The 25,032-nt window shown below is 71.6% G+C and carries 25 protein-coding genes and 1 pseudogene; 16 read left to right on the top strand and 10 right to left on the bottom strand.

From position 1 onward, the window contains the following. Positions 1-904 (top strand): annotated as a pseudogene (locus tag Pma05_RS22195) (hypothetical protein); the annotation flags it as partial. Between the two features lie 224 nt (positions 905-1,128). Here Pma05_RS22195 and Pma05_RS22200 read toward each other — a convergent pair. Next, positions 1,129-1,323, bottom strand: a complete 195-nt coding sequence (locus Pma05_RS22200; protein WP_239312855.1) for a winged helix-turn-helix domain-containing protein — start codon at positions 1,321-1,323, stop codon at positions 1,129-1,131. A 353-nt stretch (positions 1,324-1,676) separates the two neighbouring features. Here Pma05_RS22200 and Pma05_RS22205 point away from each other — a divergent pair, with 353 nt between their 5' ends. The 8 genes from Pma05_RS22205 to Pma05_RS22240 all read left to right on the top strand — a co-directional run bounded on the left by Pma05_RS22205 (position 1,677) and on the right by Pma05_RS22240 (position 9,505). Next, entirely contained in the window at positions 1,677-2,711 is a 1,035-nt protein-coding gene (locus Pma05_RS22205) for an ABC transporter substrate-binding protein (protein ID WP_203859384.1), read from the top strand. A gap of 11 nt (positions 2,712-2,722) precedes the next feature. Continuing rightward, positions 2,723-3,514: an ABC transporter permease gene (locus Pma05_RS22210; RefSeq protein ID WP_203859385.1), complete on the top strand. Its 792-nt coding sequence runs from the start codon at positions 2,723-2,725 to the stop codon at positions 3,512-3,514. 19 nt (positions 3,515-3,533) lie between these two features. Next, the gene (locus tag Pma05_RS22215; RefSeq protein ID WP_203859386.1) at positions 3,534-4,319 is read left to right on the top strand and encodes a class I SAM-dependent methyltransferase; all 786 of its coding nucleotides are present in this window, start codon (positions 3,534-3,536) and stop codon (positions 4,317-4,319) included. Positions 4,320-4,594: 275 nt separating this feature from the next. Then, entirely contained in the window at positions 4,595-4,948 is a 354-nt protein-coding gene (locus Pma05_RS22220) for a hypothetical protein (protein WP_203859387.1), read from the top strand. Between the two features lie 112 nt (positions 4,949-5,060). Next, the gene (locus tag Pma05_RS22225) at positions 5,061-5,906 is read left to right on the top strand and encodes an alpha/beta fold hydrolase (protein ID WP_203859388.1); all 846 of its coding nucleotides are present in this window, start codon (positions 5,061-5,063) and stop codon (positions 5,904-5,906) included. 124 nt (positions 5,907-6,030) lie between these two features. After that, a complete protein-coding gene (locus Pma05_RS22230) occupies positions 6,031-7,863 on the top strand; it encodes an NHL domain-containing thioredoxin family protein (protein ID WP_203859389.1) in 1,833 nt (610 codons plus the stop codon). 79 nt (positions 7,864-7,942) lie between these two features. Continuing rightward, entirely contained in the window at positions 7,943-8,620 is a 678-nt protein-coding gene (gene trhA / locus Pma05_RS22235) for a PAQR family membrane homeostasis protein TrhA (protein WP_203859390.1), read from the top strand. A gap of 333 nt (positions 8,621-8,953) precedes the next feature. Then, positions 8,954-9,505 carry a SixA phosphatase family protein gene (locus tag Pma05_RS22240; protein WP_239312895.1) on the top strand — a complete coding sequence of 184 codons (552 nt, stop codon included), beginning with the start codon at positions 8,954-8,956 and terminating at the stop codon, positions 9,503-9,505. Between the two features lie 81 nt (positions 9,506-9,586). On the opposite strand, the gene Pma05_RS22245 is transcribed toward Pma05_RS22240, so the two are convergent. From Pma05_RS22245 to Pma05_RS22260, 4 genes are all read right to left on the bottom strand, one after another. Beyond that, positions 9,587-9,856: a DUF6458 family protein gene (locus Pma05_RS22245; protein WP_203859392.1), complete on the bottom strand. Its 270-nt coding sequence runs from the start codon at positions 9,854-9,856 to the stop codon at positions 9,587-9,589. A 144-nt stretch (positions 9,857-10,000) separates the two neighbouring features. After that, positions 10,001-11,890, bottom strand: coding sequence for an acyl-CoA dehydrogenase (locus tag Pma05_RS22250; protein WP_203859393.1), 1,890 nt, complete (start codon positions 11,888-11,890; stop codon positions 10,001-10,003). A gap of 229 nt (positions 11,891-12,119) precedes the next feature. Next, positions 12,120-13,247, bottom strand: a complete 1,128-nt coding sequence (locus tag Pma05_RS22255; RefSeq protein ID WP_203859394.1) for a PP2C family protein-serine/threonine phosphatase — start codon at positions 13,245-13,247, stop codon at positions 12,120-12,122. 224 nt (positions 13,248-13,471) lie between these two features. Continuing rightward, on the bottom strand, positions 13,472-14,107 hold the full coding sequence (locus Pma05_RS22260; RefSeq protein ID WP_239312858.1) for a septal ring lytic transglycosylase RlpA family protein: 636 nt from the start codon (positions 14,105-14,107) through the stop codon (positions 13,472-13,474). A gap of 189 nt (positions 14,108-14,296) precedes the next feature. Here Pma05_RS22260 and Pma05_RS22265 point away from each other — a divergent pair, with 189 nt between their 5' ends. Next, positions 14,297-14,848 carry a phosphoribosyltransferase family protein gene (locus Pma05_RS22265; protein WP_203859395.1) on the top strand — a complete coding sequence of 184 codons (552 nt, stop codon included), beginning with the start codon at positions 14,297-14,299 and terminating at the stop codon, positions 14,846-14,848. Positions 14,849-14,992: 144 nt separating this feature from the next. Here the strand turns inward: Pma05_RS22265 and Pma05_RS22270 are convergent, their stop codons facing one another. From Pma05_RS22270 to Pma05_RS22280, 3 genes are read right to left on the bottom strand one after another with little or no spacing between them, the layout of a single operon-like run. Further along, entirely contained in the window at positions 14,993-16,123 is a 1,131-nt protein-coding gene (locus tag Pma05_RS22270) for an SUMF1/EgtB/PvdO family nonheme iron enzyme (RefSeq protein ID WP_203859396.1), read from the bottom strand. Between the two features lie 5 nt (positions 16,124-16,128). Continuing rightward, a complete protein-coding gene (locus tag Pma05_RS22275; protein WP_203859397.1) occupies positions 16,129-17,487 on the bottom strand; it encodes a radical SAM protein in 1,359 nt (452 codons plus the stop codon). A gap of 17 nt (positions 17,488-17,504) precedes the next feature. After that, positions 17,505-18,227, bottom strand: coding sequence for a hypothetical protein (locus tag Pma05_RS22280; RefSeq protein WP_203859398.1), 723 nt, complete (start codon positions 18,225-18,227; stop codon positions 17,505-17,507). Positions 18,228-18,404: 177 nt separating this feature from the next. Between Pma05_RS22280 and Pma05_RS22285 the strand changes: the two genes are divergently transcribed. From Pma05_RS22285 to Pma05_RS22295, 3 genes are all read left to right on the top strand, one after another. Then, positions 18,405-19,091, top strand: coding sequence for a response regulator (locus Pma05_RS22285; protein WP_203859399.1), 687 nt, complete (start codon positions 18,405-18,407; stop codon positions 19,089-19,091). Next, the gene (locus Pma05_RS22290) at positions 19,088-20,206 is read left to right on the top strand and encodes a HAMP domain-containing sensor histidine kinase (protein WP_425567671.1); all 1,119 of its coding nucleotides are present in this window, start codon (positions 19,088-19,090) and stop codon (positions 20,204-20,206) included. Before Pma05_RS22285 ends, Pma05_RS22290 begins: the two co-directional genes overlap by 4 nt. 524 nt (positions 20,207-20,730) lie before the next feature. Continuing rightward, positions 20,731-22,494 (top strand): DUF4153 domain-containing protein, encoded by a 1,764-nt coding sequence (locus tag Pma05_RS22295; protein ID WP_239312861.1) that lies wholly within the window; start codon positions 20,731-20,733, stop codon positions 22,492-22,494. Between the two features lie 119 nt (positions 22,495-22,613). Here Pma05_RS22295 and Pma05_RS22300 read toward each other — a convergent pair whose 3' ends face one another. Together Pma05_RS22300 and Pma05_RS22305 are read right to left on the bottom strand one after the other, a co-directional pair. Next, positions 22,614-22,901 carry a hypothetical protein gene (locus tag Pma05_RS22300; RefSeq protein WP_203859400.1) on the bottom strand — a complete coding sequence of 96 codons (288 nt, stop codon included), beginning with the start codon at positions 22,899-22,901 and terminating at the stop codon, positions 22,614-22,616. A 3-nt stretch (positions 22,902-22,904) separates the two neighbouring features. Then, positions 22,905-23,264 (bottom strand): hypothetical protein, encoded by a 360-nt coding sequence (locus Pma05_RS22305; protein ID WP_203859401.1) that lies wholly within the window; start codon positions 23,262-23,264, stop codon positions 22,905-22,907. 224 nt (positions 23,265-23,488) lie between these two features. Between Pma05_RS22305 and Pma05_RS22310 the strand changes: the two genes are divergently transcribed. From Pma05_RS22310 to Pma05_RS22320, 3 genes are all read left to right on the top strand, one after another. Further along, positions 23,489-24,265, top strand: a complete 777-nt coding sequence (locus tag Pma05_RS22310) for a helix-turn-helix domain-containing protein (RefSeq protein WP_203859402.1) — start codon at positions 23,489-23,491, stop codon at positions 24,263-24,265. After that, on the top strand, positions 24,258-24,446 hold the full coding sequence (locus Pma05_RS22315; protein WP_372441527.1) for a DUF397 domain-containing protein: 189 nt from the start codon (positions 24,258-24,260) through the stop codon (positions 24,444-24,446). Before Pma05_RS22310 ends, Pma05_RS22315 begins: the two co-directional genes overlap by 8 nt. Before the next feature lie 177 nt (positions 24,447-24,623). After that, positions 24,624-25,031 carry a hypothetical protein gene (locus tag Pma05_RS22320; RefSeq protein ID WP_239312897.1) on the top strand — a complete coding sequence of 136 codons (408 nt, stop codon included), beginning with the start codon at positions 24,624-24,626 and terminating at the stop codon, positions 25,029-25,031. The last annotated feature ends 1 nt before the right edge of the window (position 25,032 follow it).

Here is a 25,032-nt window from a genome sequence, read left to right on the forward strand (position 1 = left end):
ACAGGACCGGTTCGGCGGCCCCGCACCGTTCGACGGGGACCGGTTCGGCGGGCCCGGGCAGGGCGAGCCCGACCGGTTCGGTGGCCCCGGACCGGCCGGTGGCGGTCAGTTCGGTGGCCCCGGTCCCGCCGGTGCTGGCCAGTTCGGTGGACCCGCGCCCTTCGACGGAGACCGGTTCGGTGGCCCCGGTCCGGCTGCTGACCCCGGCCAGTTCGGCGCGTCCGCACCGACCGGCACCGACCGGTTCGGCGGGCCGCCCGGGCCGCCCGACTTCGGGCCACCCCCCGGGCAACCGGGCTTCGGGCCGCCGCCCGGGGCCTCGGGCTTCGGGCCGCCGCCCGACGGGGACGGCCCCGGGTTCGGCCGGCCCGGTGCCGCAGGTGCGGGACCGGCGGCGTACGGAGCGCCCGGGGCGGGACCGGGGCCGTACGGGGCACCGCCCGGCGGCACGCCTCCGTACGGGTCACCGGCGCCCGGCGGCCCGAGCTGGGGCGCATCGGGCGAGGGCGAGCAGGGCCGGTTCGACTCGTTCAAGCCCGAGGCTGCGGAGTCGGAGACGAAGACCGAACCGCCGACGCCGCAGGTACGCAACGGCAAGGTGCTGTTCCTGGTACTGGTCGCGGCGGTACTGCTGCTGGCGATCCCGCTGGGCACGCTCTGGCTGCTCGGCAAGATCGGCAGCGAGGAGGCGGCACCCCCGTTCAACCCGGCGGTGGGCGCCTGCGTCAAGGACTCCGGCGGTACGCCCGTGATCGCGGACTGCGCCGAGCAGGGCGTCTTCAAGGTCGGCGCGAAGGTGACCGACAAGAAGGAGTGCCCGGCGGACACCCCGCAGACGATCGTCGTACCGGATCGCAAGGAAGTGCTCTGCCTGCAACCGGCGGCGGCACCGACCGGCGGATAACAACTCGGTACGGCTCAACCAACCCAGCGGCTCAGCGACACGCAGCGCCCCGCCTCCCGGTCCACCTGAGGCGGGGCGCTGTGTCGTCGCTGTGCCGGACCTTTCCGGGGCTTGCTCCACCTTGGACCACCGAATGGCGGCTCAGCCCGGCGGAGCACCGCTCGCCGGTCTGCCCGGGCTTTCCCCGATCAGTCTGCCCGGGCTTTCCCCGATCACCGAGCGCGTCAGTCGGGAGCGGGCGTCACGTACACGCCCCTGCCTTGATGCCCCTGGAGCACACCCCGCTCCTGTAGCCGTGCCAACGCCTGTTTGATGGTCGGCGCCGAGCACTTGTACTGCTCCCGGAGCTGGCTGATCGAGGGTAGCTGGTCGCCCGGCCGAAGCTCGCCACTCGCGATCTTGGCCTCTACGTCTCGCATGACGCGGCGGTACACCGGCTCAGCCGGCGAGGCAGGTGCAGGCATATGAGGTCCCCCTGGGTAGTCAACAAGATCGGACCATGACTGACCTGGCAACACAAGCGAGCCTAGACATCGACGTTGACTTGGATTGCCTGGCAATCTAAGTTGGCTGGGCAGGTCCGGGTGATCACCACGGCAGGCGACTCCTCCGAGTTCGTCCGCACCCGCTCCTTTGTCGTGCCGCGACAACGGCGCGACCGTGACCCGCATCACGTCGGCATCCGCGCTCAGCCGTGCCCGCAGCGCTCCGTGGCCCGGAGGATCCCGACCCCAACTTGGCTTACCAAGCTTTACAAGTGTGAGGAGATCACATGACGCTCGTACTGACTCGCCGTCGCCTGCTGGCCGGTGCGGCGGTGACCGCCACCGCCGCGGCGATGACGGCCTGTGGCGAAGACGACGGCGAGAGCAGCAGCAGCGGCCAGCAACCGGTGGAGAAGGTTTCCATCCTGAGCGGGGCGGGCTTCCAGGGCCGGGAAGCCCCGATCTTCGTGGCCCGGGCCAAGGGCTGGTTCACCGAGGTCGGGCTGGAGGTGCAGGTCCTTCCGGGCAAGGGCACCACGAGCAACCTACAGACCCTGGCCGGGGGTCAGGCCACCTTCGCGACGGTGGACGTGAACGGCGCCATGATCGAATTCACCCGTAACGGCGGCATCAAGGACTTCAGGCTGACGTCCGTGCTGCACCAGCGGAACCTGGCCTGCTTCGTCGCGCTCAAGTCGAGCGGGATCGCCACGCCGCGCGACCTCGCCGGCAAGACGCTCTCCTACATTCCCGGCGGGATCAACTACCTCCTCTTCAGCACCTATGCGCGGCTGGCGGGCTTCGACTCCTCCAAGGTCAAGTGGGTGAGCAACCCGATCGCGCCCCAGCACGCGGCGATGCTCGCCCAGAAGAAGGTCGACGCGATCAGCCAGTTCGTCCCGGCGGTGGAATCCGTCCGGACGGTGGCGAAGCAGGAGGTGGTGACCCTGCCCTTCACGGACTACATCGGTGACCTGCACGGTTCCGCCATCGGCGTCACCACGGAGACCGCGCAGAACAAGCCGGACCTGGTCCGCCGCTTCAACCGGGCTCTGCTGCGCGGGCTGGAGTACGCCGTCAACCATCCCGAAGAGGCGGGCCAGATCTACGCATCGGAGAAGGAGACGCAGGGACAGCCCCCGGCGGCGGCGGTCGCCGAGGTCAAGGCCCTGCGGGCGTACGTCGAGGGCATCTCGGACACCCCGCTCGGCCAGTTCGACGAGGCGCGGATGGCCAAGAACATCGCGATCCTCCAGGCTGCCGGCACGATTCCGGTGGGCCTCACCCCGAAGGACATCATCGCGCCCGAACTGGTCGGGTAGGCCACGTCCGCATGCCACCCCGCGCACGCTCCGCGCGTCTCCCCCACTGGCGGGCCGCGCTGTCCACCGTCGGAACCCCGCTGGTGGGCATCGCCGGGTTCATAGCCGCCTGGTGGGCGGCGGTCGTCGTCCTGGACGTCGCGCCGTACATCGTGCCGGGGCCGCCGGCGGTGGCTGCGGCGATCCGGGATCAGCCGGGCTATCTACTACAGAACGCAGCCGTCACTCTCGGCGAGGCGATGGCGGGATTCGCTCTCGCGATCGCCTCCGCCGTGCTGCTCGGCACCATCCTCGCGGCATCACGCCGGCTCGAACGGGCGCTGTATCCGATGCTGTTGACCCTCAGCAGCACACCGAAACCGGTCTTCGCGCCGCTGCTCATCACCATCGGCGGGTTCGGAGCCGGACCGAAGGTGGTGCTGGTCTGGCTGATGTGCTTCTTCCCGATCGCGCTGGCCACCAGTACCGGGCTCACCGCCACGTCCGCGGAGTTCGTGGAGCTGGCCCAATCCCTCAATGCCTCGCGGTGGACCACCTTTCTGAAGTTCCGCGTGCCCGCCGCGCTCCCGCACATCTTCGGCGGCCTCCGGATCGCGCTGCCGCTCGCGCTCATCGGCGCGACCGTCGCCGAACTGTTCGGTGCGACCCAGGGACTCGGCGTCGTCATCCAGAACGCCGGCACCAACGCGGCCCTGGCCTGGGCGGCGATTGTCGTGCTCGCCGCGATGAGCATCAACCTCTTCTACGCCCTCACCGCCACGTTACGGGCGCTCGCCCCGTGGATCCGCCACACGACCGCCTGACACCCACGAGGAGAAACCTGTGTCGACCACGTACATCTTCCAGGACGCCGAAACCGACAACGACGTCATGCTCCGGGCACTGGCCGGCATGTACGACCCGTTCAGCGAGCAACGACTTCGTGGTGCCGGAATCTCGCCCGACGCCCGGTGTCTGGTGATCGCCGTGGGCGGGAGCAGCATCGCCGGTACGATCGCCGGGCTGGCCCCGCGCGGCGAGGTGATCGCGACCGATGTCGATCTGCGCGCCTGCCAGCGGGATCCCCGGGTCGACCTGCGCGAACACAACGTCGTGACCGATCCCCTGCCCGGCACGTTCGACCTCATCCACGTCCGGCTCCTCCTCGGGCACCTGCCGCAGCGGCTCGACATCCTCAGGAAGCTCGTCGACGCCCTCAACCCGCACGGGATCCTGGCGGTGGAGGAATTCGAGCCGACCTGGCGTACCAGCGTGCTGGCCGCGCCGGACCCCGACGAGGCCGACCGGCTGTTCGGTGCCTACCACGACGCGTTCCAGGTCGCCTTGCAGGACGCCGGAAACCGCTCGAAGTGGAGCCGCCGGGTGCACGGCGCCCTGCTCGACCTGGGCATGACGGAGTGCGACACCGTCGGGCACACCGGGACCTGGGCCGGCGGCAGCCACGGATGCCTGCTCCCGTGGGGGACGGCTGGTGCGATCCGCCAGAAGCTGATCGACGCGGGTATGTCAGCAGCCGACATCGACGCCTTCCGGCACCTGCTCCTCCTCCCCGAGCTGCGGGTCAAGAGCAATCTCGCGTTGTCCACCATCGCACGGCGCCCACGTTGAGCCCGGTTCGCGACGAGGACCGGAAGCCGTCGGGGTGGGCAAAGGCCCAATCGCGCCGACTACCGGCAAACTGCCAGAGACATGACCGAGTGGGGCAACCGCACATTGGGTAGGGTCTATCCGGCGCTGCCGACCGACGCCATCGAGTTACGCAGCGTAATACCCGCCATGGCGACGGACCAGCACGAGTGCCGCCGGGGAGTCGGACGGGTACCCCGCCGCGAGAGCTACGCATTTCCGCATCCGAGACCCTGAGAGTTCGCAAGGAGCCGTCGATGGCCACCGATCCTCATCCGGGCTGGTGTGACCCGGGCGAATGCACCGCGAGCTTTCGCGGCGTACACCCCGATTCCTCACCACCGACCCACGCCAGTCGGTGGTACGACTGCAATCCGCAGGACGACCGGCAGGCGGTCGAGGTAAGGGCTCAGCTCGTGCAGTACGTCGACGACCCACAGCCGCGACCCTTCGTACGCTTCGCCCGGACCGACTTCGAGGACCGGCAGGTCTTCCACATCACCGTCGACCAGGGTGGTGCCCTGGTGGCGGCGCTGACCGACATGCTCCGCCGCGCCGGCGACACCGTACCGGCCGGCGGGGCACGGCCACGGGTCAGCTCGTCGCCGTAGCCGCCGGCCCGCTCCCGCCGGGTCGCGCGGTGCGGCCCGGACCGGGAGGGTGGGGCGGGCCGGACCGGGGGTGGTTCGCGGCACCGGCCCACGTACGTGACACTCTGGGGCAGTGGAACACGAGATCAAAGTCGCCCCTGGTTTCCGGCTGTGGGTCGAGGAGTCCGGTGATCCGGGCGGTCCGCCGCTGCTGCTGGTGATGGGCGCGGGCGCGTCCGGCCTGACCTGGCCGGACTCCATGATGGAGGCGTTGGGCCGGCACCACCGGCTCGTACGCTACGACCACCGCGACGTCGGACGCTCGACCTGGGCCTTCGACGACAACCCGTACGCGCTCACCGACCTCGCCGCCGACGCGGTGAAGATCCTCGACGCCCTGGCCATCGACCGTACCCACGTGGTGGGGATGTCGATGGGCGGGATGCTGACCCAACTGCTGCTGCTCGACCACCCCGACCGGCTGGCGACGGCGACCCTGATCGGCACCACTCCGATGGACGGTGGCCCGGTCGAGGCGCCCGGGATCGACCCGGCCCTGCTGGCGATCTGGGAGACCATTGCCGAACCACGGGACCGCGACGCCGAACTCGACTGGCGGGTCCGGCACTGGCGGATCCTCAACGGCGGCGAGCTGCCGTTCGACCCGGAGGAGTTCCGCCGCCGGGAGGAGCGGATCATCGCGCACGCGGGACGGCACGACAATCCGGCCGCGCACGCCCGGGCCGGCCAGGAGGGTCTCGCCCGGGCCGCCGAACTGGAGGCGGTCACGACTCCGGTCCTGGTGATCGATTCTCCGGCCGACCCGATCGTCGGTACCGCGTACGCCCGGCATCTCGGCACGCTGCTCGGCAACGCCCGGCTGGTCACCGTCCCCGGGCTCGGGCACGCCCTGTCGGAGGCGGTCGGCCCGCAACTCGCCGAGGTGATCCTCAAGCACACGACCACGCACAATCCGTGATCTCCGCCATCCTCGGCCCGGCCGTTCCGGGTACGCCACCGGCCCGCGCCGCCACCCCCTAGCTGCCCCGACGGCCCCTCCCCCGACCCCGGGCCGGGCGCCGCCGATGGGGCAGGATGGGGTGATGCAACCACGCGTGCGGGCACCTGAGCTGCGGGGCCGAGGTTGGCTCAACACCGGCGGCCGGGAGCTGACCCTCGCAGACCTTCGCGGCAAGATCGTCTTGCTGGACTTCTGGACCTTCTGCTGCATCAACTGCCTGCACGTGCTGGACGAGTTGCGCCCACTGGAGGAGAAGTACGGCGACGCCCTGGTGGTGATCGGGGTGCACTCGCCGAAGTTCGAGCACGAACGCGACCCGGACGCCCTGGCCGCCGCGGTCGAGCGGTACGGCGTCGCCCACCCCGTACTCGACGACGCGGAGATGGCCGTCTGGCAGCAGTACGCCGCGAAGGCGTGGCCGACACTCAACGTGATCGACCCGGAGGGCTACGTCGTCGCCTCGATGGCCGGCGAGGGGCACGCCGAGGGGCTCTCCCGACTGCTCGACGAGTTGATCGCCACGCACGAGGCGAAGGGCACGCTGCACCGGGGCGACGGCCCGTACGTGCCACCGGCCGAGCCGGAGACCCCGCTGCGGTTCCCCGGCAAGGCGATCGTGCTGGACGGCGGAAACCTGCTGGTCTCGGACTCGGCCCGGCACTCCGTGGTCGAGCTGGCGCCGGACGGCGAGACGGTGCTGCGCCGGATCGGTTCCGGCGAGCGGGGCCGGTCGGACGGCCCGGCCGAGCTGGCCCGGTTCGCCGAGCCGCAGGGCGTGTGCCGGCTGCCCGCGCACGCCGCCGAGGTCGCCGGCTACGACATCGTGGTCGCGGACACCGTCAACCACCTGCTCCGGGGCGTACGGCTGGCGACCGGCGAGGTGACCACGGTGGCCGGTACCGGCCGGCAGTGGCGCTCGACTGTGGACGACCACGCGCACGACGCGCTCGCCGCCGACCTCTCCTCCCCCTGGGACCTCGCCTGGTATGACGACCGGGTCATCGTGGCGATGGCCGGCATCCACCAGCTCTGGTGGTTCGACCCGATCAAGCGGACCGTCGGCGTCTACGCCGGCACCACCGTGGAGGCGCTGCGGGACGGGCCGCTGCCGGATGTCTGGATGGCCCAGCCGTCCGGCCTCTCGACCTCCGCCGACGGCCGTCGGCTGTGGATCGCCGACAGTGAGACCAGCGCGCTGCGGTTCGTCTCCGACGGCGTGCTGACCACCGCCGTCGGCCAGGGCCTCTTCGACTTCGGCCACGTCGACGGTCCGGCCGGGCAGGCGCTGTTCCAGCATCCGCTGGGGGTCGGCGCGCTGCCGGACGGTTCGGTGCTGGTGGCCGACACCTACAACGGCGCGGTCCGGCGCTTCGACCCGGAGACCGGGACCGTCACGACGGTCGCCACCGGGCTGGCCGAGCCGAGCGACGTGCTGCTGACCGGGGACGGCGAGGTGCTGGTGGTCGAGTCCGCCGGGCACCGGCTGAGCCGGCTGGCGCCGGGCGCCCTCTCCGCGGCCGGGGCCAGCACGATCGCCGGGAGTCGACACCGTACGGAGCGTCCGCCGACCGATCTTGCCGCCGGGGAACTGACCCTGGACGTCGTCTTCGAGCCGCCGCCGGGGCAGAAGCTGGACGAGTCGTTCGGCCCCTCCACTCGGCTGGAGGTCTCCGCCTCCCCGCCCGAGTTGCTGCTCGACGGTGCCGGGGTGGGTACCGAGCTGTCCCGCCGGTTGGTGCTGAACGACCAGGTCAGTTCGGGGGTGCTCCAGGTCGTCGCGCAGGCCGCCACCTGTGACGCCGAGGCCGAACACGCCGCCTGCCACCTGAGCCGCCAGGACTGGGGTGTGCCGGTACGCGTCACCCCGGACGGGGTGCACCGGCTGCCGCTCATCCTGCGTGGCCTGGACAGTTGACCCTCGAACCGGAGACGTGACCGGAAGCACCGTCGCAACCACTACCCCTGAGTAACCTACGGTGCCGTAACCTGGTCGGGTGAGTACTTCCGCCCCGATCCGGCTGCGCCCGGTCGACCTGGGCAAGCCACGGATGCGCGGCTGGCTGCACGCGTACGCCTTCTTCGTCGCGGTACTGGCCGGTGTCGTGCTCTGCGCGATCGCCGCCACCCGGCCGGGCTGGACGCCCCTGGTGAGCTGCCTCGTCTACAGCGTCACGGTCTGCGGCCTCTTCGGCACCAGCGCGCTCTACCACCGGCGGGTCTGGTCCGAACGCGGCTACCGGGTGATGCGTCGGCTGGACCACTCGATGATCTTCGTCTTCATCGCCGGTACGTACACCCCGTTCTGCCTGCTGGTGCTCTCGCCCACCAGCGCCGCCGTACTGCTGCTGATCGTCTGGACGGGCGCACTCGCCGGGGTGGCGACGAAGCTGGTCTGGCCGCACGCGCCCCGCTGGGTCTCGGCGCCGCTCTATCTCGCCCTGGGCTGGGTGGCCGTCGCGGTCCTGCCGGACATCCTGGACCGGGGCGGGGTCACCGTGCTCGCGCTGCTGGTCGCCGGGGGCGCGGCCTACAGCATCGGCGCCGTCTGCTACGCGCTGCGCCGCCCCAACCCGTGGCCCACCGTCTTCGGCCACCACGAGTTGTTCCACGCCTGCACGCTGGTCGCGGCGATCTGCCACCACGTCGCGATCTACTTCGCCCTCTTCGCCTGAGCGCTGGGCGGTTCGGGTCGAAAGAGGTTCACTGTTACGGGTCGGGCGGGTCGGGCCGGTACCGGCCACGGTCGCGGCACCCATCGACATAGCCAGGCGTTTCAAACCCGAATCCGGCAAGCTGGGAACAGCGTCGCTGCCGGTGCCGAACCGGCCGGACGGCGGCCGAACCGGCCGGACGGCGGCCGGACCGGACGGGCGCCGCAAGCCGGGACCGGCCGACGGGACGCACACGCCACGCGACCCAGGGAGACCATCGTGACGGATACCAGCGGGACCGCCGGACCCAGCGACCCGGGCGGCGCGCGGCGGCCGGACGTACCCGGACGGAGCCTGGTGCTGCTCCGGCACGCGAAGGCCGAGCGGCCGACGACCGCGCCGGACGCCGACCGCCCGCTCACCGCCCGGGGGCACGCGGACGCCGCCGCCGCGGGGGCCTGGCTCGGCCACGGCGGCTACCTGCCGACGGTGGTCCTCTGCTCGCCCGCCAAGCGCACCCGACAGACCTGGCACGACGTCGCGCTGGGCATGGCGGCACCGCCGACCCGCCCGCTCGGCGTCCCGGCCGGACAGGCCGGGTCCGCCCCCGCCGGCCCGCCCGCCGGCGGCGCGGTGCCGGCGGTCCGCTACGACCAGCGGATCTACCACGGGTACGCGACGGACCTGCTCGAACTCGTCCGCGACACGGACCCGCAGGCGGGCACGCTGCTGCTGATCGGGCACAACCCGAGCATCTCGGAACTGTCCACTCTGCTCGATCCGGTGCACGCCGACCCGGAAGGGCTGCGTACCAGCGGAATCGTGATCCACCGGATCGCCGGCGAGTGGGCGGACGTAACCGCCCAGGCGGGGCCGATCGTGAAGTGGCACACCGCCCGGGGCTGACCGCCCCTCCGATCGCTCGCGTACCCAGACGGGTCGGTGCCCGGCCGGTGGCATCGCCAACCAGGCCGGGCGCCGGGGATGTCAGGTGGGTGGTGCGCTCGGCGGCGGCGGATCCGGCGGCGGTGGCATCATCGCCGTCGGATGCGACAGCCTGTTCTCCTCGACGATCAGGGTCCGCGCCCGCTTCTTGCGGTCCTGCCAGTACCACATCGTGGTGGCCAGCACCGCGACCCCGGCCAGGATGAAGACCCAGCCGACCGCGCGAAGATCGAGCCACCAGACGTTGGCCCTGACCGCGAACGTCAGGATGGCTCCCAGCGTGATGAGGAAAATTCCCGTACCGATGCCCATGTCCGCTGCACTCCCCCGTGCGATGGGTCGTGGGCTTTCATGACAAATCAGGTCAAACTACTCCTAGCACCGCCTCAACAATAGCGCGACGGCCGGGAAGCAATACAGCTCCACCGGCCGCCGAAAAACGCTCGTGCCGCCCGCCTAGAAAGCGTCCTCGGGCAGGTCCATCAGCTCCAGGTCGGCCGCCTGCACGATCCGCCGGTCGGCACCGATCCGGGGCAGTACCTCCCGGGCGAAGAACCGGGCGGCGGCCAGCTTGCCGGTGTAGAACGCCTTGTCCGCCTCGGTCACCTCGCCGCTCAGCGCCCGCAGCGCCACCTCGGCCTGCCGTTGCAGCAGCCAGCCGACCGTCAGGTCGCCGACGGCGAGCAGGAAGCGCCGGCTGCTGAGCCCGACCTTGTAGAGCGCCCGGGCCTCGCCGCCCTGCGCGTCGCCGAGCCACCCGGTCATGGTGCCGAGCATCGCCTGCACCTCGCCGAGCGCCCGACCCAGCGCGGCCCGCTCCTCCTTGAGCTGCCCGTCGCCCGGCTCGGCCGAGTCGGTCGCGGCCGACTCGGTGCCGCCGGCCTCCACGAACGCCCCGATCTCGCCGGCCACCGCCATCAGGCTGGTACCGCGATCCCGGACGATCTTCCGGAAGAACAGGTCGAGGCTCTGGATCGCGGTCGTACCCTCGTAGAGAGTGTCGATCTTCGCGTCCCGGACGTACTGCTCCAGCGGGTAGTCCTGGAGGAAACCGGAGCCGCCGAACGTCTGCAACGACTCGTGGCCGAGCAGTTCGTAGGCACGTTCCGAGCCGACACCCTTGACCACCGGCAGCAACAGGTCGTTGACGCCCTTCGCCAGCTTGACGGTCGACTCGTCACCGTTCGCCTCGGCGATGTTGATCCGGTCCTGCCAGGTCGCGGTGTAGCAGACCAGCGCCCGGAGGCCCTCGGCGTACGCCTTCTGGAGCATCAGCGAACGGCGCACGTCCGGGTGGTGCGTGATGGTCACCCGGGGCGCGTTCCGGTCCGTCGAGCGGACCAGGTCGGCGCCCTGTACCCGGCTCTTCGCGTACTCCAGGGCGTTGAGGTAGCCGGTGGAGAGTGTGGCGATCGCCTTGGTGCCGACCATCATCCGGGCGTACTCGATGATCAGGAACATCTGCCGGATGCCGTCGTGCACGTCGCCGAGCAGCCAGCCCTTGGCCGGTACGCCGTGCTCGCCGAAGGTCATCTCGCAGGTGTTCGAGACCTTCAACCCCATCTTGTGTTCGAGGTTGGTCGCGTAGACGCCGTTGCGCTCGCCCAGCTCCCCGGTCTCGTCGTCGAAGTGGAACTTGGGGACCACGAACAGCGACAGCCCCTTGGTACCGGGACCGCCGGCCCCCTCCACCCCGACCGGCCGGGCCAGGACGTAGTGGATGATGTTGTCCGTCAGATCGTGCTCACCACTGGTGATGAACCGCTTGACGCCCTCGATGTGCCAGGAGCCGTCCGGCTGCGGGATCGCCCGGGCCCGGCCGGCGCCCACGTCCGAACCGGCGTCCGGCTCGGTGAGCACCATGGTCGCGGCCCACTGCTTCTCGACGAAGAGCTTGGCCCACTTCTTCTGCCGCTCGGTGCCCTCCCGATAGAGGGTGTGCGCGAACGAGGGGCCGCCGGCGTACATCCACAGTGGTGCGTTGGCGCCGAGGATCAGCTCGGCGGCCGACCACCAGAGCGCGCGGGGCGCCATCGTGCCGTCCAGCTCGGTCGGCAGGTCCATCCGCCAGAACTCGGACTCCATCAGCGTCTGGAAGGACTTCTTGAACGACTCGGGCAGCGGCGCGCTGTGCGTGGCCGGGTCGAAGACCGGCGGGTTGCGGTCGCTGTCGGTGTAGCTGGCCGCCAGGTCCTCCCGGGCCAGCCGCTCCACCTCGGCGAGCACGCTCCGCGCGGTGTCGGCGTCCAGTTCGGCGTACGGGCCGGCGCCGAACGCCTGGTCCGCGCCGAAGACCTCGAAGAGGTTGAACTCGAGGTCTCGCCGATTGCTCCTGTAGTGGGTCATACGCCTCTGCCCCCCGGACTCACGACAACAGGTTACCCGGCAGTAACAGTGGTTATATTACTCGTGGGTAAGTCGCGGCGAAGTACCCGCTCCAGTGACCCGTACCACAGTGACAGCAACCTGACGCGGAGTGCCGGACCAGACGTCCACGCGTCGCGCTCGCCCTCCGGCCGGGAAGGGCGCCGAGGATCAGGGCAGGTCGTCGCCGCCCCACCGGCCCGGGGACCGGTCAGCCGTCGGCGGCGCCGACCTCCCAGCTCGGCACCGGCGCCGCGGTTGCCGAGTGCGGTCCCGGGTACTCCATCAGGACCAGTGCGATGTCGTCGTCGAGCCGACCGCGTACCCACTCGACCAGGGCCGTCTCCAGCGAGGCCAGACCGTCGGCGACCGTACCGTGCCCGAGCAGCCGCCAGGCCCGGTCCACGGTCGGGAAGAACTCCCCGTCCCGGCGGGCCTCGCCGAGCCCGTCGGTGAAGAGCAGCAGCCGGTCGCCCGGTTCGAGCCGCTCGACCCGGGGCCGGACCACCGGCATGAACCCGAGGGGCGGCGCGGGTGCCGGCGGCTCCATCGGAATCACCTGACCGCGACGGAGCAGCAGGGGTGCCGGATGACCACAGTTGACGATCGTGAGCGTACCGCCGCGCTCCTCGACCAGGGCGGCGGTGACGAAGTCCTCGTCGCCGACGTTGCGGGCCACCGCCCGGTCCAGGTCGGCCACGATGGCCCGCAGGTCGGCCCGCTCGTACGCCACGTGCCGGTACGAGCCGAGCACGATGCTGGCCAGCCGGACCGCGTCCAGCCCCTTGCCCCGGACGTCGCCGATGATGATCCGCACCCCGTACGGGGTGTCGATCGCCTCGTACAGGTCACCGCCGATGTCGGCGGCGGCGGTCGACGAGATGTAGTGCCCGGCCACCGCCAGGCTGCCGACCTGCGGGCCGACCGGACGCAGCACCGCCTGCTGGGCCACGGAGGCGAGCTTGGACAACTCGGCGATCCGCTGCTCCTGCCGCTGCCGGATGACCGCGAAGAGCGCCGCGATCGCCGTCGCCAACACCACACCGATCAGGTTGACCGTGGTGGCCAGCGCCACCACCCGGCCGCCCCAGGCCAGCGAGCCGGCCAGCACGGTGGCGATCACGCCGACCGCGAGTACCACCCGCCAGGAGGCGAACGCGGCGGCCAGGAACGGGGCCGCCGCGACCAGGCCGACATAGTTGACCTTGGATTCGTCCGCGAACTCCACCACCGAGACGAGCGCGAGCAGCCCGAGGGCCGCGCCGAGACCGGCGCGGGAACCTTGGCTCAGCGGGCGACGGCCCGGTGGCATCAGTCGCATGGGTACGCGGAACAGCATGCCTGATCGACGACCGCGATTGTACGAAGTTGACTCCTCGTCCGATCGGGTTCTGGCCACCTGGCGCATCCCACCGGTCCGGTTCCGCCGGATCTTGTCGGCGGGTCAGCCAACCGTTGCAAGTCGAATGAACATTCTTAGATCACGTACCTCACATCACGTCGCGCGCTCGCCCGGTCACCGACCCGTTCCACCGCCGCACCTCGGTCGGGGACTGCCGGCGCTCAGCCGAGGACCTCGTACCGTACGTCGATCTCGCCGAGGCTCAGCGCGGCGATCGCCTCGAAGGCGGCCCGGGACAGGTCGATGCAGCGGCCCTCGATGAACGGTCCCCGGTCGTTGATCCGGACCACCACCGACCGGCCGTTGTCCGGGTTCGTCACCCGGACCCGGGTGTCGAAGGGCAGGGTCTTGTGCGCGGCGGTCAGCGCGTTCGGGTCGAACGCCTCACCGTTCGCGGTGACCTGCCCCTCGTCGTAGTAGGACGCGCCGCACGAGCCGGTCTGCACCACCCGGGCGGTCGGGCTGGTCGCCGGCCGCTGGGTGGCGGGCTTCTTCGCGGTACTGGTCCGGGTCTGGCTCGGCGAAGGGCGGGCGCTGGCCCGGGAGGCGCGCGCGGGCGACCGGCTCGGCGTGGGCGTGACCGCGTCCGGGGTCGGGCTGGGGGACGCCGTCACCGGCCCGCTCGGGGTGGTCGCGTCGACCAGGGCCGGCACCGAGCCGGAGTTGGCGGCCGGCTCCGTGCCGAGCCTCACCACACCGGCCGCACCCGCGCCGACCAGCGCGACGGCGACCGCACCGGCCGCCACCATGCCGGTCGGCCAGCGCAGAATCCGAACTCGGACATGCTTCCCAGCCACCGCACCGTCCTCTCACCAGAACTAACAGAGATCGGGTCGGACCGTAACGAGGGAGGTACTTCGGAAGTCAACGTGATCACCTGCTTTCGCCCGACTATGTGGTGAAACGTGTAGCCGATCATCCGACCCCGACTGGGTCGGACGTGCCCCGTGCCCGGGGCGGGCCGGCGATGCCGCAAGATGGTCTCCGTGCGCGCTGAGCTGAGTAGGCGGCTGGTCGAGGCGTTCCGGTGGACCGATCCGGGGCCGGAGAGCAGACACCTGGTCAGCGACCCGTCCGGCTGGTGGCGGGACCCGGCGATCCTCGCCGGGATCGGACCGGCCCTGGCCGAGCCGTTCCGGGCGGACCCGCCGACCGTCGTGGTCGCGCCCGAGGTCACCGGTCTGCTGCTCGGGCCGCTGGTGGCGACCGCGCTGGGCGTCGGGTTCGTGCCGGCGTACAAGAACACCGGCGGGCGGCGGATCGCGGAGCCGAGCACCTGGGCCTGGACCGGGTCCGACTACCGGGGCCGCCGGCTGGCTCTCGGGGTACGGGACCGGCACCTGGGACCCGGCGACCGGGTACTGGTGGCGGACGACTGGGTGGCCACCGGCGCCCAGGTACGCGCCGTGCACGAGATCGCCGCCCTGCGCGGAGCCACCGTGCTCGGCACGACCTGCCTGGTCGCCGAGGCTACGCCGGAGGTGGCGGCGGAACTCCGGCTCGACCACCTGCTGACCCCGGCCGACTTGGACAACTGACCGCCCCGACGCCTGACCGTCCTGCGCCGGCCGTTCCGCGCCGACGCGCCCTGCTCGCCGGCCTCTTGACGGGCCACAGCCGTCAGGGCATGCGCTTTGTCAGGCGTCCGGTTGACGGCCACAGCCGTCAGGGCATGCGGTGTGTCAGGCGTCCGGTGTCGGGGGTTCGGTGCGGCAGAGCCGGAAGCCGATGTTCGGGGCGAGGTGTTCGCTCCAGCCGCCGTCCCGCCAGCTCGTCGAGGCGCGGGACATCCGGAACGAGACGCTGACCGTACCGGCACAGTCGGCCCAGGAACCGCCGCGCAGCACCCGCTGCTCCCCGTCGACCGGCCCGGTCGGATTGTCCACCGGGCTCTCCAGGTAGTACTCGGCGTCGTACCAGTCGGCGGTCCACTCCCAGACCGAGCCGGCCATCCCGTACAGGCCGTAGCCGTTGGGTGGGAGCCGGCGCATCGGCAGGACCGACAACTCGTCGAACCGGTCGAAGTCGCAGCGCTGTGGGGTCGGCGGCTCGTCACCCCACGGATAGCGGCGGCCGACCAGCCCACCCCGGGCCGCCCGCTCCCACTCCGCCTCGCTGGGCAGCCGGTAGCGGACCGTACCCGTGGAGATCCGCTCGCCGAACTCCTCGGCCTCCTGCGCCGAGACGCAGACCATCGGCTTGTGGTCGTATCCCCACGGTCGGCTCGGGTCCGCCCGGGGCGGTACGCCGAAGACGGACGCCGGGTCGACCGGCTGGCCGCCCCGGGTCAGCTCCATCCGGGGATGGTGCGCGTGCCAGTCGACGGCCCGGGTGGTCTCGTCCTCGCAGTACTGCAGGCGGATCCGGTTCGCCCCGTCGAGCGCGAACCAGCCGTCCCGGTCGACCCCGGCGGCGTCCTCCGGCGGGCGTCCGTCCGGCGGCGGCAGCCAACCCATCAACCGGCAGTACGCCGACCAGCTCACCGGGGTCTCGGAGAGCCAGTAGCCGTCCAGCCGCACCCGGTGTACCGGCCACTCGTCCGGGTCGGCCGTGTCCGAGCCCATCAGGAAGGTACCGGCCGGGACGTACCGGAAGGTCAGGCCGTGCTCCTCGACGGCCAACCGGTCCAGCAGCTCGCGGCGCGCCCCGGTCAGCTCGGCGTCGTCCGGGTCGAGCGCGTACGCCCGGTCGTAGACCGCCGCCGCGGCCCGCAGCTCGCCGACCCGCACCAGTTTGCGGGCCAGCCGGCGCAGCCGTACCGGACCGCCGGTCGCCGCCGACTCGGCGCGCAGCCACTCCTCGGTCGCACCCACCCCGGTCAGCCCCCGCAGGCCGGCCGGGCCCGACCGGTCCCCGCCGACACGTCCAACACGACCAGCGGGTTGCGTACCGGCTCCGGCGAGTGCCGTTCCAGCGCCACCTGGCCCTCGATCCACGGGTCCGGCGCGTTCACCGAACCGTTCAGCACCAGGGCCCGGGCCCGACAGCCGCCGCCGAAGGTGGCCGTCTGGCCCCGGGCGCTGGCCGGCTCGGTGTGCGGCAACGCCCGGATCGCCCGGAACCCGGTGCTGTGCCGCCAGATCTCGGCCAGCGACAGGTCCCGGACGTTCGCCGCGACGAACCGGGGGCCGAGGAAGCTGCACGGGTTGACGTCACCGGAGACCGAGACCGAACAGACCAGGTTGCCGGCACCGCAGCCGTAGTTCTGCTGGACCACCGACTGCGTCTCGTGCCGGGTCTGCGGGCCGAACGGGTCGATCTGGCGCAGCTCCATCCGGTCGTCGTCCATCCGGGCCAGGGTGTTCAGCGCGGTGTGGTATTCCGCGAAGCTCGGCATCAGCTCCAGGTGCCGCTGCGCCACCCCGACCGGATAGAGCGGCCGGAACACCGCCGTGTCCGCGCCCACCTCGCGGGCGAGCCGGGCGCACGCCTCGACCTCCTCGACGTTCGACCGCATGATGGTGAAGGCCAGGGTGAACCGGGCGTACCGGCGGAGCACCGCCAGCCGGTCCAGCACCTTTTCGAAGGTGCCGGCGCCGCGTACCCGGTCGTTGGTCTCCGCCGTCGCACCCTCCAGGCTGACGTTGAGCCAGACCAGTTCCCGCCGGCCGAACTCCCGGGCGATCTCCTCGGTGATCAGCAGCCCGTTGGTGGTGACGCAGGGTGCGAGGCCGTACGCGGTGGCGAGGTCGATGATCTGGAAGAGGTCCTTGCGGAGCAGCGGCTCACCGCCGGTCAGCCCGAGCCGGAAGCTGCCGAGGCTGGCCATCTCGGCGAAGAGCCGGTCGAGTTCGGCCAGGCTCAGCCGCTGCTCCCGGCGCGGCAGGTCACCGGCGAAGCAGTGCGTACAGCTCAGGTTGCAGGCCGAGACGACCTCCAGGTGTACGGCGAGCGGCCCGGCCAGGTGGTCGGCGGGCGGCTCCGGACCGTCGAGTATGACCCCGGCGAACCGGTGCCGCACGGTGAAGAAGCCCAGCTCGTAGAAGTGCTCGTAGAAGCGGAGCATCCGGGTCCGCAGCTCGTCGTCGGTGACCTCCGCCAGCACCTCCCCGATCGGCCGGTCGACCAGCCGGCGCAGCAGCTCGGTCGCCTCGGCGTCGAACGGCAGGTATCGCGAGGTGCGGCGGTCGAAGACCAGGCTGCCGAAGTGTTCGGGAATCAGCACCAGCGGGGGCACCCGACCTCCTCCGTCCGTCACCGCGCCGCCCCGCCGTCGGTCGAGCCGCCGGTCGCACTGTCGAGCGAGCCGTCCGGCAGGCCGTCGACGGAGCCGTCGGTCGCGTCGTCCGGGGCGAGGTGGAAGGTCTTGCGTACCCAGATCGGCCCGGTCCCGTCCGGCACGCCGAGCCCCACCGCGCCCAGCTCGGCGAGCTGCCCGACCTGGTAGCCGGCCTGGTCCCAGCCGGTGCCCTCCGGCGGACGGTGCCCGGCGCGCGGCTCCATCGGCGCCCAGTCGGTGTCGTCGAAGTCCAGCCCGCTCCACCGGTCGTCCGCCGGCTCGGTCGACGTCCACCGCCAGGTGCCGTCCACCGTGGACAGAATCGAGGTCTCGCCGGTCTGCTCCGGGGTGGAGTCGACGTGCGAGTCGCCGGCCGGACGGTGCACGGCGGCGAACATCAGCGCGATGTACCCGGGGTCGACCTCGGCGACCGTGAAGGCGAGGACATGCTCGCCGTACGGGACGACGGGGCGGGCCGAGGGCGGTTCCGCGCCGTCGAGCAGCATCCGGCACTCCCCGGCGGTGTAGAGCCGGATCCGCAGCGGTATCCCGGCGAGCGGGTCGCGCCAGCGGAGCACCACGCCACCGCAGCCGGCCGGCACCTCGCAGTGCCCGTGCTCCTCCAGGATGAACAGCGGCGACTCCTTGGCGTACCTGGACACCGAGTTGAGCTTCAGTTCCCGGTCCCGCATACCCACCTCTCGTCCCGGCGTCCCAAGGTCGCCAAACCTATCGCAGCGGCGCCATCCCGGGACGTACCTTTTCCTGCCCCGCTTCTGCTGGTCCGACGGTTATCCACAGGGCGGCGCGGTTCTCCACAGGTTGTTCACAACGTGATCCAGGTTCGCGCACGCCGGCTTTCTAGAGTCAGGGCCATGACGGAACGCCGGATCCTGGTCGTCGAGGACGAGCACACCATCGCCGAGTCGGTGGCCGCCCGACTGCGTGCCGAGGGCTTCGTGGTGGAGATCGCCCGGGACGGGCCGAGCGCCGTCGAGGCGTTCCGGCGCGGACGGCCGGAACTGGTGGTCCTCGACGTGATGCTGCCCGGCTTCGACGGCCTGGAGGTGTGCCGGCGGATCCAGGCCGACCGGCCGGTACCGGTGCTGATGCTGACCGCCCGGGACGACGAGACGGACCTGCTGGTCGGGCTCGCCGTCGGCGCCGACGACTACCTCACCAAGCCGTTCTCGCTGCGCGAACTCGCCGCCCGGGTACACGCGCTGCTGCGCCGGGTCGACCGGGCGGCGACCGCGGCACGCAACGGCGCCGAGATCCTCCGGATCGGGGACCTCGAAATCAACCAGGCCGAGCGGCGGGTCCGCCGGGACGGGGTCGAGGCGCACCTGACCCCGACCGAGTTCGACCTGCTGACGCACTTCGCCAACCGGCCCCGGATGGTACTGCCCCGGGAACGGCTGCTCGCCGACGTCTGGGGCTGGGCCGACAGCTCGGGTACCCGCACCGTCGACAGCCACGTCAAGGCCCTGCGCCGCAAGCTCGGCGCCGATCTGATCCGCACCGTGCACGGAGTCGGCTACGCGTTGGAGGTACGGCCGTGACCAGCTTCTGGACCACCGTCAACCGGACGATGGACGTACTGCCCCGACCGCTGGACCCGATCTGGTCGATCAAGCTGAAGCTCGGCATCCTGATCGTCGGCTCGGGTGCCGCCGGCATGACCGTCTTCATCATCGGCATCGGCTGGCTGCCGCCCTGGACCACCGCCACGGCGATCGGGTTGGCGCTGCTCACCTCGCAGGTACTGGCCCACGGGATGACCTCGCCGCTGCGGGAGATGACCGCGGCGGCCCGGGCGATGGCCCGGGGCGACTACACCCGACAGGTACGGGCCAGTTCCCGGGACGAGGTCGGCACGCTGGCCGCCGCGTTCAACCAGATGGCCGGGGACCTGGCCGAGGCCGACCGGCGCCGCCGGGAGCTGATCGCGAACGTGTCGCACGAGCTGCGTACCCCGATCACCGCCCTCCAGGGCGTACTGGAGAACATCGTCGACGGGGTCGCGGAGCCGGACCTGCCGACGCTGCGGGTCGCGCTGGCCCAGACCGAGCGGCTCGGTCACCTGGTCGCCGACCTGCTCGACCTGTCCCGGCTGGACGCCGGGGTGCTGCCGCTGCGGCGGCAGACCGTCGACGTGGCGGAGTTCCTGGACGAGGTGATCCAACAGGCCACGGTCACCGCGGCCGGCGCCGGGCGCGACGTCCGGTTCGAGGTACGCCAGCAGTCCGCACCGCTGACCGTGCAGGCCGATCCCCGACGGCTGCACCAGGTCTTCGCCAACCTGCTGGACAACGCGGCCCGGCACAGTCCACCCGGCGGCACCGTACTGGTAGCGGCCCAGCGAGTCGGCGACGAGCTGCGGTTCGAGGTGACCGACGAGGGCGAGGGGATACCGGCCCGGCTCCGGCCGGAGGTGTTCGAGCGCTTCAGCCGGGGTGAGCGGACCAGCGACGGCGGCACCGGGCTGGGACTGGCGATCGCGCACTGGGTGGTGGAGTTGCACGGCGGCACCATCGCCGTCGCCGACCGTCCCCTGGTCCAGCCCGGTACGACCAGCCGCTCGGACCGTCCGGTCGGCTGCCAGATCCGGGTGAGCCTGCCGATCGTGGCACCGCCCACCGGGGAGCACTCCGCCGTACTGGTAGAGCAGCGATGAACGAGGTGGAATCGACGATGAACGACCGACCGACCGAACCCGCGAACGGATCCGCGACCGAACCCGCGAACGGACCGACCCCGCAGACCAGCACCGGCACGCCACCGACGGCGGCGCCGCCCGTTCCGGCACCCGACTCGGCGTCGTCGACTCCGCCGGCAGCGGCGACTCCCGGACCGACCCCAGCCACGACAACGGCCGCACCGACTCCCGCGCCCACCCCTGGCACGGCAACAGCCGCACCGACTCCCGCGCCCGCACCGGTCACGACAGCGGGGGCACCGGCCCCAGCTACGACCACGGCGCCAGCGCCGCCCGGACCAACCCCGGCTACGGCAACGGCGGCACCGACTTCCGGCGGTTCGGGGCACCCACCGGCTCCCGGGCAACGGCCGGGTCCGTCTTCGGTGCCCGGTCCGGCGGCGGGTGGACGGCCGGCACCGCCTCGGCCGGCCTGGCTGGGACAGCCCGGCGGCGGTCCGACCCCCGCGCCGCAGGGTCCGCCCGGACCCGCTGCCTGGGCGGTGCCGGCGTGGACGCCGCCGCCACCGCCACCGCCGTCCTGGATCGCGACCCGCTGGCCCGGACCGGCCGGCGGGCCGACCCAGCCGGTGCTGGTCGGAGTCGCCGCAGCGGCGGCAGTCGCCGCGGTGAGCCTTCCGCTGACCCGCCCCGGGATCGGCTGGCTGGTCGCCGGAGTCGCCGGAACGGCGGCGCTGGTAACCGCCGCCTGGCCCACCCCGCGTCCCGCGAACACCTCCGACGACGCCCGCCCGGCCAGCGACCCCGGCTCCGCCCGACCGACGGGCACCCCTGGCTCCGCCGCCCCGGCGACCACCGCCGGCCCCACCCAACCGGCGGCAACACCGACCCCACCAGCCGCCGCACCGGTCCAGCCAGCGGTCACACCGGCCCAGGCAGCGGTCACACCGCCTCAACCAGCGGTCGCACCGGTCAAAGGGGTGGTCACACCGGTCGGGGCGGAGGGCCGGCCGATCGGTGGGTGGCGGCGGATCGGTGGGGTACGGCCGTTCTGGGCCGCCACGACCGTCGCGCTGCTCGGTGTCGGCACGTTCAGGGCGGCGGGCTGGCTGTTCCTGCTCTGCCTGCTCACCGCAGCGGTCACCGCGACGCTGACCCTAACGGACGGCCGGTCGGTACGCGCGATGCTGCTCTCCGCCCTGGTGCCGCCGGCAGCCGTGATCCGGTCAATAGAGTGGCTGGTCAACAGAAAGAACCGCTCGTCGCGATCGGGCCGGGGACCGGCGGTCGGCCGTACCCTGGTCAGCGTCCTGGTCTCGGTCGGCCTGCTGGTGGTCTTCGGCCTGCTCTTCTCCTCCGCCGACGCGGCCTTCGCCGGGCTGGTGGACACGCTCCTTCCGGAGCTGTCCGCCGCCACCGTGTTCCGCTGGGTCTTCGTGTTCGGACTGGTCGGCGCGGCGCTGCTCGGCGCGGCGTACGTGCTGGCGGGCCCACCGGACCTGACCGGAATGGCGTCCGGCCCGAGCCGGCTACGGCTGCGCCGGGCCGACTGGATCCTGCCGGTCGCACTGCTCGACGCGCTCTTCGCCGGGTTCGTGGCGGTCCAGGTCACCACCCTCTTCGGCGGTTCGGACCACGTACTGCGGACCGCCGGCCTCACCTACGCCGAGTACGCCCGGCGCGGCTTCTGGCAACTGCTCGCCGTATCCCTGCTCACCCTGCTGGTGATCGGTGCCGCCGCGCGCTGGGCGCCCCGGGAGAGCCGGTCCGACCGGGCCCTGGTCCGGATCCTGCTCGGCGCGCTAACCCTGCTCAGCCTGGTGGTAGTGGCCTCGGCACTGTTCCGGATGGACGTCTACGCCGACGCGTACGGCGCGACCCGGCTCCGGCTGCTGGTCGCCGTCTGCGAGGCGTGGTTGGGGCTGGTCTTCGTACTGATCGCGGTGGCCGGGGTACGGCTGGCCGCCCGCTGGCTGCCCGGGATGGCGATCGGTACGGCGGTACTCGCGCTGCTCGCCCTGGCGGTGGCGAACCCGGACCGGCTGATCGCCGAGCACAACGTCGACCGGTACCGGCAGAGCGGCCAGATCGACGTCGCCTACCTGTCCGGGCTCTCCGCCGACGCGGTACCGGCGCTCGACCGGTTGCCGGATTCGCTGCGCGACTGCGCGCTGTGGAGCCTGGCGGCCGATTCCCGACCAGACGACTGGCGGGAGACCAATCTCGCCCGGATCGAGGCCCGGCGGATTCTGGCCGAACGCCCGGCGACCAGCCGAAGGTTCTGCCCGGCCCGATCCGGATGGTGACCTGACCCAGCCCTGACGACGACTCGACTGTCCTGCGCAGGAGGCCCACCCCGGGCCGCCATCGTTACGGGGGAAGAACTGGCGGCCCGGGGCAGGTGGTGGGTGATGAGGCACGTTCGTCATCGCTGGCGCGGTACCCAGTAGAGGATCTGGCCGACGATCAGCGCGGGATGCCGGTCGGGTAACGCCTCCAGGGCGCGGGGAAGGTGCGCGGCGAGGTACATCATCAGCCCGACCCGGTTACCGTCGAAGCCGATCAGCAGCGACAGGCGGGCGTGTGGGCAGGGCCAGTCGTGTTCGCACTCCACACAGGCATACGTGGCTCCGGGGAGATGCTGGCCGATCTGGCGCTCAAGCCGGCGCCGTCGGGCGATGTGCCGATCCCAACGCGCCCACGGCCCGATCACCGGTCAGACCCGCTCGCTGTGCCGGGCGCGGTGTTCCTGCGCGGGCGTCAGGTTTCCCGCGCGGCCGTTGGAGAGGTACACACGAGTGGGCGCGTTCCACATCGGACGCCGGTTGGTCGGCCGGACGGATGTGTGGTTGCGGGCAGGGTTGGCCGCGCGGGCAATCGCCGTGTCGGTGACTGCGGCGCGGACGGCCCGGCGGAACTCGGCGCGGGACAGTGGCGGTACCGGCGCCGGCTGGTAGGGCATCGGCACCAACTCGGCCGTGTCGGGGCATGTCCAACGCCAGCCGCACCGGCAATAGCGCCAGAGACGACGCCAGTCCCGGCGATGCGTCTGACGCGGTCTGCGAAACAGTTTCACGATGGTGCCTCCCGTCCGTGGAATGGGACGGGGGCGCTGCCAGGCTCCGACACACAGGCAACGCCCCCGTTTTGGCACCTCACCCGGTCAAGTGTGAATCCTGCGGGACGCCCGGACGGGGTGCTTGAAATCCACGGTGGACTAGGACCCGGGTGGAGCGGAAGATGAATGAACGAGAGTCCTAATGGAGCTTTTGCTAGCTGATCTGGAGCCGGGTGGACTACATGAGCGACCTACGGAAAATCCTCAGAGAACAGCGGGCACAGGCTGGTATGACCCGTGACCAGGTCGGCGCGGCCGTCGGTCTCAGCGGCGCCTCAATCGCGTCATTCGAGCAGGGCCGGATGATTCCCCAGCCGGACACGGCGAGGCTCCTGGACGAGTTGTTCAAGACCGGCGAGAAAGTCCGGCGGGCCGTCAACGAGGCCCGAGAGGACTCCCGGCCGCCGTGGCTGCGCCCCTGGACGGATCATGAGCAGCGTGCGACCCTGCTCAGGTGGTGGGAGCCGCTGCTAATGCCGGGCTTGCTCCAGATCGAGGAGTACGCGCGGGCCGTCCTACGCGGTGGCTGGGTGGTAGACGACGCGGTTGACCGGACCATTCAGGTTCGCCACGACAGGCAGGCCGCAACCGTGAACAGGCCCACGCCTCCGGCCCTGACGGCCATCATCGGCGAGTTTGCCCTGATGTGTACACCACCCGAGATAGACCGTGAGCAGCTAAAGCACTTGCTCGAAATCAGCCACCGGCCAAGAGTGCAGGTGCTGGTCGTGCCCCGGTCCGCTGGTCTACATGGCGGCTTGCAAGGTGCGTTCGTGCTGGCCTCGCTTCCGGCAAGGGGCCGCGCCGGCTACGTGGACGACCAGCTTCGGGGGCGGGTGGTGACGGATGGGGGAGACTTGGACCAGTTGGAAGTATCGTGGGAGATCGTCGCCGGCCTTGCCCTGCCGGTGCAGCCGTCGAGAGACCTTATAGCGAAAGCGATCAATGACCATGACTGACCTCACGCCCCGGTGGCGCAAGAGCACCCGCAGTGGGTCCAACCAGGGTGCTTGTGTCGAAGTGGCCGACAATCTTCCCGGCCGGGTGCTGGTCCGGGACACCAAGGACCGGGACGGCGGCACGCTGACCTTCGAGCCGGCCGCTTGGCAGGCGTTCATCAGCCTCGCCAGGCAGCACTGACCGCAGCACCCCCGAGGGGCTTTCGGCGTCGTGCCGGGGGCCCTTTGCTTCGACGGACTGAAGGTGTGCCGGCGGATCCAGGCCGACCGACCGCCGGCCAACCAGGCGGGCTGCCCGGTGCCGGGCCAGATGGTTACTTGACTTTCCTGGCCAGGCGGTGAGACTGCCGGAGTGGCCATCCCCATCGATCGGCAGCCGGAGCCGGGGCCGCCCGGGCCACCGCGCCGGACCCGGGTGGTACTGGCCGAGGTGGCCCGCAGCGACACCGGCGCCGAGCGGACCAGGGCCGAGCTGAGTCAGCAGACCCAGGTCGGCGAGGCCCTGCTCCGGGGGCTGATCCGCGCCCAGCTCGCCCTGGCGCTGCGGCTGTCGCTGGTGGTCGGGATCGGGCTCGGCGGTCTGCCGCTGCTCTTCGCGATCGCCCCGGAGGTCGGCGCGGCGAAACTGTTCGGGGTCAACCTGCCCTGGCTGCTGCTCGGGCTGGCCGCCTTCCCGTTCCTGGTCGCGGTCGGCTGGGCGTACGTGCACCTGGCGGAGCGCAACGAGCAGGACTTCATCGACGTGGTCCAGCGGCCGGAGCGCTGAG

Origin of the sequence: Plantactinospora mayteni, assembly GCF_016862935.1 — a bacterium.
Taxonomy (GTDB): Bacteria; Actinomycetota; Actinomycetes; order Mycobacteriales; family Micromonosporaceae; genus Plantactinospora; species Plantactinospora mayteni.

Excerpts from the sequence above, each read along its gene's own strand:
- Pma05_RS22315 (WP_372441527.1), top strand. The coding sequence starts at position 24,258 with ATGACTGACCTCACGCCCCGGTGGCGCAAGAGCACCCGCAGTGGGTCC.
- Pma05_RS22255 (WP_203859394.1), bottom strand. The coding sequence starts at position 13,247 with ATGCTGTTCCGCGTACCCATGCGACTGATGCCACCGGGCCGTCGCCCG.
- Pma05_RS22210 (WP_203859385.1), top strand. The coding sequence starts at position 2,723 with ATGCCACCCCGCGCACGCTCCGCGCGTCTCCCCCACTGGCGGGCCGCG.
- Pma05_RS22230 (WP_203859389.1), top strand. The coding sequence starts at position 6,031 with ATGCAACCACGCGTGCGGGCACCTGAGCTGCGGGGCCGAGGTTGGCTC.
- Pma05_RS22250 (WP_203859393.1), bottom strand. The coding sequence starts at position 11,890 with ATGACCCACTACAGGAGCAATCGGCGAGACCTCGAGTTCAACCTCTTC.
- Pma05_RS22285 (WP_203859399.1), top strand. The coding sequence starts at position 18,405 with ATGACGGAACGCCGGATCCTGGTCGTCGAGGACGAGCACACCATCGCC.
- Pma05_RS22245 (WP_203859392.1), bottom strand. The coding sequence starts at position 9,856 with ATGGGCATCGGTACGGGAATTTTCCTCATCACGCTGGGAGCCATCCTG.
- Pma05_RS22205 (WP_203859384.1), top strand. The coding sequence starts at position 1,677 with ATGACGCTCGTACTGACTCGCCGTCGCCTGCTGGCCGGTGCGGCGGTG.
- Pma05_RS22310 (WP_203859402.1), top strand. The coding sequence starts at position 23,489 with ATGAGCGACCTACGGAAAATCCTCAGAGAACAGCGGGCACAGGCTGGT.
- Pma05_RS22220 (WP_203859387.1), top strand. The coding sequence starts at position 4,595 with ATGGCCACCGATCCTCATCCGGGCTGGTGTGACCCGGGCGAATGCACC.
- Pma05_RS22200 (WP_239312855.1), bottom strand. The coding sequence starts at position 1,323 with ATGCGAGACGTAGAGGCCAAGATCGCGAGTGGCGAGCTTCGGCCGGGC.